The organism is Asanoa sp. NPDC050611, from assembly GCF_040654855.1.
In the GTDB taxonomy this organism is placed as follows: Bacteria; Actinomycetota; Actinomycetes; order Mycobacteriales; family Micromonosporaceae; genus Asanoa.
This window is the reverse complement of sequence record NZ_JBFAIU010000285.1, coordinates 1-10,064: the sequence shown is the minus strand read 5'-3', so window position 1 is coordinate 10,064 and position 10,064 is coordinate 1. Positions and strand designations below refer to the sequence as shown.

At 74.3% G+C, this 10,064-nt stretch carries 8 protein-coding genes; 6 read left to right on the top strand and 2 right to left on the bottom strand.

Annotated features, from left to right (window positions below):
* Window positions 1-240: 240 nt before the first annotated feature.
* From AB0H87_RS31645 to AB0H87_RS31630, 4 genes are all read left to right on the top strand, one after another.
* A complete protein-coding gene (locus AB0H87_RS31645; protein ID WP_360153877.1) occupies window positions 241-690 on the top strand; it encodes an SAV_6107 family HEPN domain-containing protein in 450 nt (149 codons plus the stop codon).
* A 55-nt stretch (window positions 691-745) separates the two neighbouring features.
* Complete coding sequence (locus AB0H87_RS31640; protein WP_360153874.1) at window positions 746-1,654, top strand: hypothetical protein; 909 nt, start codon at window positions 746-748, stop codon at window positions 1,652-1,654.
* Window positions 1,651-3,243 carry a DNA polymerase Y family protein gene (locus AB0H87_RS31635; protein WP_360153871.1) on the top strand — a complete coding sequence of 531 codons (1,593 nt, stop codon included), beginning with the start codon at window positions 1,651-1,653 and terminating at the stop codon, window positions 3,241-3,243. The genes AB0H87_RS31640 and AB0H87_RS31635 overlap by 4 nt, the downstream gene beginning before the upstream one ends.
* A 128-nt stretch (window positions 3,244-3,371) precedes the next feature.
* Window positions 3,372-6,731, top strand: coding sequence for an error-prone DNA polymerase (locus AB0H87_RS31630; RefSeq protein ID WP_360153868.1), 3,360 nt, complete (start codon window positions 3,372-3,374; stop codon window positions 6,729-6,731).
* A 608-nt stretch (window positions 6,732-7,339) separates the two neighbouring features.
* Here the strand turns inward: AB0H87_RS31630 and AB0H87_RS31625 are convergent.
* A complete protein-coding gene (locus AB0H87_RS31625; RefSeq protein WP_360153865.1) occupies window positions 7,340-8,083 on the bottom strand; it encodes a helix-turn-helix domain-containing protein in 744 nt (247 codons plus the stop codon).
* Window positions 8,080-8,526, bottom strand: a complete 447-nt coding sequence (locus tag AB0H87_RS31620; protein ID WP_360153863.1) for an ester cyclase — start codon at window positions 8,524-8,526, stop codon at window positions 8,080-8,082. The genes AB0H87_RS31625 and AB0H87_RS31620 overlap by 4 nt, the downstream gene beginning before the upstream one ends.
* Before the next feature lie 161 nt (window positions 8,527-8,687).
* On the opposite strand from AB0H87_RS31620, the gene AB0H87_RS31615 reads away from it, so the two are divergent.
* Window positions 8,688-9,431, top strand: coding sequence for a methyltransferase domain-containing protein (locus AB0H87_RS31615; RefSeq protein ID WP_360153860.1), 744 nt, complete (start codon window positions 8,688-8,690; stop codon window positions 9,429-9,431).
* A partial coding sequence (locus AB0H87_RS31610; protein ID WP_360153857.1) for an alkaline phosphatase family protein occupies window positions 9,428-10,064 on the top strand: 637 nt, incomplete at its 3' end. The genes AB0H87_RS31615 and AB0H87_RS31610, both read left to right, overlap by 4 nt.

The following is a 10,064-nucleotide window of genomic DNA, read 5'->3' as shown; positions in this document are numbered from 1 at the left end:
CTTTCCCTCCACGTCGCTCTTGCGTTCTGTCTGCGGCAGCAGCTCGCGCCACGCGGCCGCGTCGGCCGGGTCCGCCTTGCGCTCGTCGACGCCGGCCAGTGCCGCGGCCGACCCTTGCCGGTCGGGTGTGGTGTGGGGAAGCGTCACGCCCGACCGGCAACCAAGCAAGACCGCTGCGCCTTCCTCCGCGGCGGGGCATGTCCGTCACAGGCTGCTGCACACGCGGAGGAGACCGTTCCCATGACGACCAGCCCGGCCCAGGCGCCGACCGTGCCGGCTCACGTGCTGCCGCACCGCACGCCGGCCCAGCTGCTCGCGATCGCCCGGCACGGCCTGGCGGAGGCGGCGCAGACCCGTCCCGACGGCTTGCGCTACGCCGCGGCCCACCTCGCCGCGCTCCGCGCGGCGGCGGCGATGCTCGCGGCCCGCGCCCGCCCGTCGCCGACCCGGCGCAACCGGATCACCAGCGTGTGGACCCTGCTGGTGATGGTCGCGCCCGAGCTCGACGAGTGGGCCACCTACTTCGCCGCCGGTGCGACCAAGCGCGCCGCCGCCGAGGCGGGCATCCCCCGGGTGGTGACGGCCCGCGAGGCCGACGACCTACTACGCGCGGCCGAGCAGTTCGTGGCCGTGGTCGAGGTCGCGCTCGGCATCGCGCACCAGCCATCGCTCGACGGCTTGGCCGCCTGACACCCACCCAGCACAACGGCACAACCAGCACAACCAGCACGACGGGGGTGAGCGCATGGCGGGTCAGATGACGCTGGGATCAGCGGCGTTGTCGGGTCTCGTCCGACCGGCCAGCGCCGCACCCGACGACGCGCACCGCACCCTGCCGGTCCCGGCCGAGCTGCGGGGCCTGCTGCCCGGGCGTGGCCTGCGCCGGGGCAGCACGGTGGCGGTGGGCGCCGGCCCGCGGTCACCCAGCGGCGGCACGTCACTGGTCTACGCGCTGATCGCCGAGGCGTCCCGGGCGGGCTCCTGGTGCGCGGTGGTGGGCGTGCCGGCGTTCGGCGCGGTCGCGGCGGCCGACGGCGGCGTCGCCCTCGAGCGGCTGGCCCTCGTGCCCAACCCGGGGCCGGAATGGGCCACGGTGGTCGCCGCCCTGATCGACGGCGTCGACGTGGTGGTCCTCGCGGTCCCCGACCGGGCTGCCGTCTCAGGCTCGGTCACCGCACGCCTCGCCGCGCGGGCCCGGCAACGCGGCAGCGTCCTCGTGCCCTACGGCCACTGGGACGGCGCCGACCTCACCCTGCGCGTCACCCGCGGCCGCTGGGAGGGCCTGGCTGATGGTCGCGGCCGGCTCCGCCGCCGCGAGGTCACCGTCGTCGCCCGCGGCCGGGGCGCCGCCACCCAGCCGCGCGAGATCACCGTCTGGATGCCGGGCTTCCGGCCGCTCACCGGCACGGTCGCCATCGCACCTCTCGAACCCATCTCGCTGCCGTCGTTGCACGCGGTCCCCGAGCCGACCACGGCCGCGGCCGCGCCGGCGTCCGGGCCCGCGTCGGACGGTGCCGGTCCGGCGGCGGGTGAGCCCCCCGCCCCGGAGACGAGCGACCAGGTGTCGCCGGTCGAGGAGGGCGACGCGTGGGCCCTGCTCGACGAGCAGGAGCACCGGCCGCGGCTCACGCTGGTCGCCGGCGGTGCGCGATGACCGGCAGTCGGCAGGCCGAAACCGCTGGTGGCGCGGTGGCGCGTACCGCCGTGCTCTGGTGTCCCGACTGGCCGGTGATCGCGGCCGAGATCGTCGACGGGGTGCCGGCCACCGAGGCGGTCGCGGTGCTCCACGCCAACCGGGTGGTGGCGGCGTCCGAGGCGGCACGGGCGGACGGCGTGCGGCGGGGGCTGCGCAAGCGGGAGGCGCAGAGCCGATGCCCGGGGCTGGTCGCGGTCGACCACGACCCGGCCCGGGACGCGCGGGCGTTCGAGCCGGTGGTCGCCGCCGTCGAGGAGATGGTCGCCGGGGTCGAGGTGGTCCGGCCGGGCGTGTGCGGTTTCGCCGCGCGGGGGCCGGCGCGCTACTTCGGCGGCGAGGAGCCGGCGGCCGAGCGGATCGTCGAGCACGTCGCGCAGGCGTGCGCGGTGGAGAGCCAGGTCGGGGTCGCCGACGGCGGTTTCGCGGCCGGGCTCGCGGCCCGGGAGGGGCTGATCGTCCCCAGCGGGGAGACGGTGGCGTTCCTGGCCGGGCGCCCGGTCGAGGCGCTGGCCCGGCCCGCGCTCACCGAGCTGCTCCGCCGGCTCGGGATCACCACCCTCGGCGCGTTCGCGGGGCTGGCCCGCGGCGACGTGCTGGCGCGGTTCGGGTTCGACGCCGCGCTGGCGCACCGGCTCGCCGCCGGCGGCGACGAGCGTCCCCTCGCGGTCCGGCGCCCGCCGCCGGACCTGGAGGTCAGCGAGGACTACGGCGACGACCCGCTGGAACGGGTCGACGTGGCCGCGTTCGCCGCCCGGGTGCTGGCCGAGCGGCTGCACGAGCGGCTGGCCGGCTACGGGCTGACCTGCACCCGGCTCGCCATCGGCGCGGTCACCGCGCACGGCCAGGAGCTGCACCGTGTCTGGCGGCACGACGGGCTGCTGACCACGGCCGCGATCGCCGACCGGGTGCGCTGGCAGCTCGACGGCTGGCTGTCGGGCACGAGCCGCCGGGGCTCCCGGAGCGCACCGGCCCGGCCGACCGCCGGCATCATCCGGCTCCGCCTCGTGCCCGAGGGTGTGCTGCCGCACGCCGGCCTCCAGCCCGGCCTGTGGGGCGAGACGGGGGAGGAGAAGGAGCGGGCGCACCGGTCGTTCAACCGGATCCAGGGCATCCTGGGGCCCGAGTCGGTGGTCACCGCCGTCCTCGGCGGCGGTCGCTCGCCGGCCGACCAGGTGCGCCTGGTGCCCTGGGGCGACGAGCTGACCCCGACCCGGCCCGCCGCGCCCTGGCCGGGCCGGCTGCCGCCGCCGGCGCCCGCGCTGGTCCTGCCGGCACCGCTGCCGGCCACGGTCCGTGACGCGTCCGGCGAGCCGGTCGGCGTGTCCGCCCGCCTGCTGGTCACCGCCGCGCCGGCCCACCTCACGATCGGTAAGGGCCAACCCGCCGAGATCGTCGGCTGGGCGGGCCCGTGGCCGGTCGACGAGCGCTGGTGGGCACCCGCCGAGGCCCGCCGCCGGGCCCGCTTCCAGGTCGCGCTCGCCGACGGCAGCGCCTTCCTGCTCTCGCTGGCCGGCGGCCAGTGGTCGGTGGAGGCCATCTATGACTAGCCCGAACCAGACCGCAAGGTCATCTCGATGTAATGGGTATGACGACGCGGACCCGGCAGCGAAGCGCAGCGAGCGGTGTCCGGCGGGAGCGACGGTCCGGACCACCGCGGACCCGGGAAAGACCCCTGATGGGCTTCAATAATCCCGGGATTCCGTGGTCGCAGCTGGAGGGGACGCTCTCCGGCCGGCGGCACCTGCACGTCGTCGACCCGCTGGCGGTCGACGCCGACGGTGGCGACTCACCGGCGTGGACCCGCAAGCGCCCGCGCTACGAGCCGCCGCCGGAGCCACTGCCCGAGCAGGGCACGGTGCCTTACGCGGAGCTGCACTGCCACTCCAACTTCAGCTTCCTCGACGGTGCCAGCCACCCCGAGGAGCTGGCCGAGGAGGCGCGCCGGCTCGGGCTGACCGCGCTCGCGATGACCGACCACGACGGCTTCTACGGTGTCGTGCGGTTCTCCGAGGCGGCGCGGGCGCTCGGGCTGCCGACCATCTTCGGTGCGGAGCTGTCGCTGTCCCAAGGGGTGCGCGGCAAGGACACGGTGATCCGTTCCGGCGAGCCCGACCCGCACGGGCGGCACCTGCTGGCGCTCGCGCACGGCACCGAGGGCTACGCGCGGCTGTCGGCGGTGATCGGGCAGGCCCAGCTCGACGGGGGCGAGAAGGGCCGACCCGAATACGGCATGCTCGAAGACGTCGCCGAGCAGCTACGCGACCACGTGCTCGTGCTGACCGGGTGTCGCAAGGGGACGGTGCCGGCGGCGCTGCTCACGGAGGGGGTCGACGCGGCGGCGCGGGAGCTCGACCGGCTGGCCGGGCTGTTCGGGGCCGACAACGTCGCGGTGGAGCTGACCGACCACGGCGACCCGACCGACGGCGACCGCAACGACGCGCTGGCCGCGCTCGCCGCCCAGCGCGGGCTGCCGACCGTCGCGACCAACAACGTCCACTACGCCACGCCGGCGCGGCGGCGGCTGGCGACCGCGGTCGCGGCGGTGCGGGCCCGGCGCAGCCTCGACGACATCGACCCCTGGCTGCCGGCCGCGGCGACCGCGCACCTGCGCACGGGCGCCGAGATGGCGCAGCGGTTCGCGGCCTACCCGGGCGCGGTGGCGCGGGCCGCCGAATACGGGCGCGACCTGGCCTTCGACATCCAGCTGGTGGCGCCGAAGCTGCCGGACTACCCGGTCGATCCGGGCGAGTCCGAGATGGACCACCTGCGCAAGCTGACCATGGAAGGGGCGCTGATCCGCTACGGGCCGCGGGAGGCCCATCCAGACGCCTACCGCCAGCTCGACTACGAGCTGAACATGATCGAGCAGCTCGGCTTCCCGGGCTACTTCCTGGTCGTCTACGACATCGTCAAGTTCTGCCGCGACAACCGGATCTACTGCCAGGGCCGGGGGTCGGCCGCCAACTCCGCGGTCTGTTACGCGCTGTGGATCACCAACGTCGACGCCGTCCAGCACGGGCTGCTGTTCGAGCGCTTCCTCGCGCCGGAGCGCGACGGGCCGCCCGACATCGACGTCGACATCGAGTCCGACCAGCGGGAAAAGGTCATCCAACACGTCTACGAGAAATACGGCCGGCGGCACACCGCACAGGTCGCCAACGTGATCTCCTACCGGCCGCGGTCGGCGGTGCGCGACATCGCCAAGGCGTTCGGGTTCTCGCCCGGCCAGCAGGACGCGTGGAGCAAGCAGATCGACCGGTGGGGCTCGGTGGCCAAGGTCGACGTCGACGACATCCCGGAGCACGTCGTCGACTTCGCCAACGAGCTGCAGACCTTCCCGCGGCACCTGGGCATCCACTCCGGCGGCATGGTGATCTGCGACCGGCCGATCATCGAGGTCTGCCCGGTGGAGTGGGGCCGGATGCCCGGCCGCACCGTGCTCCAGTGGGACAAGGACGACTGCGCCGTCATCGACCTGGTCAAGTTCGACCTGCTCGGGCTCGGGATGCTGTCCGCGCTGCGCTACGCCTACGACATGATCGAAGACGATCTCGACATCAGCACGATGCCGCTCGACGACCCCGAGATCTACGACATGCTGTGCCGCGCCGACTCCGTCGGGGTGTTCCAGGTGGAGAGCCGGGCCCAGATGGCGACGCTGCCGCGGCTGAAACCCCGTGAGTTCTACGACCTGGTGGTCGAGGTCGCGCTGATCCGGCCCGGCCCGATCCAGGGCGGCTCGGTGCACCCGTACATCCGGCGCAAGAACGGCCAGGAGCAGTGGCAGCACGACCATCCGCTGATGGCGAAGGCGCTCGACAAGACGCTGGGCGTGCCGCTGTTCCAGGAGCAGCTGATGCAGCTCGCCATCGACGTCGCCGGCTTCGACGCGTCCGGCGCCGACCAGCTGCGCCGGGCGATGGGCTCCAAGCGGTCCGCCGAGAAGATGGCCCAGATCCGCGACCGGCTCTACGCCGGCATGGCCGAGCGCGGCATCACCGGCGCGCTGGCCGACGACATCTTCCTCAAGCTGTCGGCGTTCGCCAGCTACGGCTTCCCGGAGAGCCACGCGATGAGCTTCGCCTACCTGGTCTACGCCAGCTCGTGGCTCAAGCGCTACCACCCGGCCGCGTTCCTCGCCGCGCTGCTCAACGCTCAGCCGATGGGCTTCTACTCGCCGCAGACCCTGACCGACGACGCCCGCCGCCACGGCGTCGAGGTGCGCCGCCCCGACATCAACGCCAGCAATGCCCAGGCGATCCTGGAGTCCACGAGGGACACCCGCTGGGGGAGTGCGCCCGGCGAGCCGCCACACCAGTGGGGCCTGGGCGGCCCCGCGGTCCGGATCGGTCTGGCCGGCGTACGCACCATCGGCTCCGAGCTCGCCGAGAAGATCGAGCAGGAGCGGGTGGCCGCCGGCCCCTACCGCGACATGTCCGACCTGGCCCGCCGGGTGGGCCTGACCACGGCCAACATGGAGGCCCTGGCCACTGCGGACGCGTTCGCCTGCTTCGGCCTGACCCGCCGCGAGGCGCTGTGGGCGGCGGGCGCCGCCGCCCAGGAACACCCCGGCCGACTACCGGGCACGACCGCCGCGACCCAGGCGCCGCCGCTGCCCGGCATGGACCAGGTCGACCGCCTCGTCGCCGACGTCTGGGCCACGGGCCTGTCACCCGACAGCCACCCGGCCCAGTTCATCCGCCCGCAACTGGCCGCGATCGGCGCGGTCCCGATCGCCCGCCTGGGTCGCTGCGAAAACGGCCAACGCGTCCGCGTCGGCGGCATCGTCACCCACCGCCAACGCCCGGCGACCGCGGGCGGGGTCACGTTCATCAACCTCGAGGACGAGACCGGCATGCTCAACGTGACCTGCTCGCAGGGCTTGTGGCAGCGCTACCAGCGGGTGGCGCGGCGCAGCGCGGCGCTGGTGGTCCGGGGGCGTCTGGAGATGGCGGAGGGGGTGGTCAACCTGCGCGCGGACCGGCTCGACGCCATCACTCCGCCGGTCACACCGGCTTCGCGGGACTTCCGCTGAGACCAGGAGGGGGAGCGGCTTCACGGGACTTCCGCTGAGACCAGGAGGGAGAGCGGCTCCGCGGCGACTTCCGCTGAGACCAGGAACCGGCGTTCCCGGGTACGTCGGGGGCACGACCGTCGCTCCCGCCGGACACCGCTCGCTCCGCTTCGCTGCCGCGCCCGCGGCTGGTCGCGGACCCTTTATCGGCGGTGACCGTCGCTCCCGCCGGCTCGTCCGCGGCGTTTCACCGGCAGGTCGCGGCTAGGGCCCACGCCTAGGCCACCGCGGACCACGACCAGATCTGGAGCCTGGCTGGCCCGGTTGACGAAGGCGCAACGCGCGGCCCTCGTGCTGCGGGCCGCCAACCGTGCCGACGCCGTGCCGGCCAACAACCGCACCCTCGCTGTCGGTGGCCCGTCGTTTCGTTCGGCTGCCAGCCGACGGCCTCGCCGTCAACTTGGGCTATCGGCGGGTGCCGGCTTCGCGGGCCGCCTTCGGACAGGGCGATCGGCAACATCGTTGATTCAATCCGGAGCCGTTCGCGTCACTTCGGATCCGCGGCTGACCGCCGGCCTCTTCGGGCGGCGAGGGATCGCCGTTGGCTGCTCCAGCCGGCAGGGGATGCCTTAGCTGTAGGTGCCGGACTCGCGGTCGCTTTCACGCCCGTCGTCGGCACCACCGTCACGTCCGTCCGGGCCCGTCAGCGTCGGGTCGGTGCTGGTCGCGACATCGGGGTGGCCGAGCAGCGAGTCCGCCATCGCCTCGCCCAGCCAGCTCTCGAAGCGGTCCATGGACCAGCGCCGCCGCCGGACCAGCCGGTACAGGACGTCCGGCGAGGTCAACGTCCACAGGATGTCGGCCGCGTCCTCGACCGAGAGCCCCGGCCGCAGCCCGAACCGCGTCGCCACGTGCCGGGAGATGTTGGTCGTGCCGATCGCGCGCTCGCTCTCGATCGTGTCGATGAACGACCGGACTTCCCGGTCTCCCGCCGCCCCCTCGGTCAGCAGGATCGGCACCAGCGGCCCGATCCGCTCGTAGATCTCGCGGCTCATCCGCGCATACAGGGCCAGGCACTCGCGGCCGTCGGTCGCGGCCAACAGGGCCCGCCCCGTCGGGCGCTCGATCATCGGGATCGGGTCGGTGTCGCCGGCGATCGTGACGTCGTACACCGCCTTCAGGACCGCTGCCTTGCCGCCCACCGTGTTGTAGACCGTCTGCACGCTGACCTGCGCCCGCGCCGCGATCGCCTCGACCGTCGTGCCGTTGTAGCCGCGGCGGATGAACAGGGCCCGGGCCGCGTCGAGCACCCGCTGCCGGGTGGCGCGGGACTGCTCGGCGCGGACCGTGCTCTGGTAACGCCGTGAGGTCACCCCTCCAGTTTTCCAGCGACACCGAAACCCGCCGGTGCGGGGCGCGGGAGCGCGCCGACCTGCCAGAGGACGCCGATCTCGTCGCGGATGCCCCAGTGCTCGACCAGGAGGCCGCCGGACTCCCGATAGAGATGCATGGTGTGCATCGCGTACGGCTTGCCCGTCGGCTCGAAGCCGAGCATGTCGACCTCGTTGACCCCGTGCGCGGTGGCTCGGATCGCCACCTTGTCGCCGGCCGCCACGATGTCGTGCACCTCGTAGCGGATCTTCAGCGCCCCGGTCACGTACCCCAGGATCTGCAGGTATCCGTCCCGCCCCTGCGGCGCCCACGGCGGCGCGCCATGGTCGACGAAGTCCGGGGCGACGAGCGGGCCGACGGCGGCGATGTCCCCGGCGTTCATCGCGTCCAACACACCCCGGGCGAGCTTCTCAGCGAGCGTCATCCCGACCTCCCTTTCGATGGAACCAGCACCAAATGAATGGAACCACCATCCAGTCAACAAGCCACGCGGCGCAACGAAACTGGAGAGATCCGCCGCCGCGCTCCAACCAACCGCGGATCGGCGCCCACGCCGCACCGCCGCGCGACCGTTAGGCTCGGCGCGTGGAGCGAACAACGGTCCGTCCCGGCCCCCGCACCGCGGTCGTCTGGCAGGTGCTGCGCCGCGAGCTCGACCGTGCCCCGGACGGCGGGCTCACCATCCTCGACGTCGGCGGCGGCACCGGCGGCTTCGCGGTGCCGCTGGCGGAGGCCGGCCACCGCGTCACCGTCGTCGACGCCAGCCCGGACGCGCTCGCCGCGCTGAACCGCCGCGCCGTCGAGGCCGGTGTCGCGCCGCGGGTACGCGCTGTCCAGGGCGACGGCGAAGCCCTGACCGGCCTGGTCTCGCCGGGCTCCGTCGACCTGGTGCTCTGCCACTCCGTGCTGGAGGTGGCCGACGACCCACGCGGCGTCGTCTCCGCGATCGCCGCCGCGCTGCGGCCCGGCGGTGCCGCCTCGGTGCTCGTCGCCTCCCGTGCCGCGGCGGTGCTGGCCCGCGCGACCGGCGGCCACCTCGCCGCCGCGGCCGCGCTGATCGCCGACCCGGACGGCCGCACCGGCCCGCGCGACACGCTGCGCCGCCGCTACGACGCCGACGGGGCGGCCGACCTGCTCCGCGACTGCGGGCTCGCGATCGAGGACGTCCACGGCGTACGCGTCGTCGCCGACCTCGTACCCGCCGCCGCGGCCGACGCCGACCCGCAGGCCCTGCTCGACCTGGAGCTGGCCGCCTCGGCCAGCCCGCCGTACCGGGACATCGCCGCCCAGCTGCACCTGCTCGCCCGCCGCCCCGCCGACCCCGTATGAGTGAGTTCGACCAGGTCGTCCCGAGGTACGGCGCCGACAGCCTGATGGACGTGCTGACGAGCGCGCTCGGCCAGCTCGGCGTGCCAGGCTGCACGGACATCCTCGGCCTGGAGCTCACCGGCGTACGCCGGATCGCGGTCCTGCTCATCGACGGCCTCGGCTGGCACCAGATCCCGACGGCCGCACCGTTCGCTCCCACACTCGCGGACCTCGCCGCCCGCGCGCCCCGGATGATCACCACAGGGTTCCCGTCGACGACCCCGACCAGCCTCGTCTCGTTGGGCACGGGCGCCAGCCCCGGCACGCACGGCGTGCTCGGCTTCCGCGTCGCCATCCCCGGCACCGACAGCGTCCTGACCCACACCCACTGGCGCACGGACCCGGACCCGGCGGTGTGGCAGCCCGTACCCACGCTGTTCGAACGCGCCGCCGCGGCCGGCCTGAGCGTCGGCGTCGCCAACCGCCCCGAGTTCACCCACAGCGGCCTGACCGTGGCGGCCAACCGCGGCGCCACCTACCGCGCCGCGTCGGACGTCACCGAGCTGGCCGCCCAGATCGTGGCCGGCCTAGGCCACGCGGGAGACCCGCCCGCGCTGTCCTACGGCTACTTCCCGGACCTCGACCGCTACGGCC

Excerpts from the sequence above, each read along its gene's own strand:
- AB0H87_RS31640 (WP_360153874.1), top strand. The coding sequence starts at position 746 with ATGGCGGGTCAGATGACGCTGGGATCAGCGGCGTTGTCGGGTCTCGTC.
- AB0H87_RS31620 (WP_360153863.1), bottom strand. The coding sequence starts at position 8,526 with ATGACGCTCGCTGAGAAGCTCGCCCGGGGTGTGTTGGACGCGATGAAC.
- AB0H87_RS31635 (WP_360153871.1), top strand. The coding sequence starts at position 1,651 with ATGACCGGCAGTCGGCAGGCCGAAACCGCTGGTGGCGCGGTGGCGCGT.
- AB0H87_RS31645 (WP_360153877.1), top strand. The coding sequence starts at position 241 with ATGACGACCAGCCCGGCCCAGGCGCCGACCGTGCCGGCTCACGTGCTG.
- AB0H87_RS31630 (WP_360153868.1), top strand. The coding sequence starts at position 3,372 with ATGGGCTTCAATAATCCCGGGATTCCGTGGTCGCAGCTGGAGGGGACG.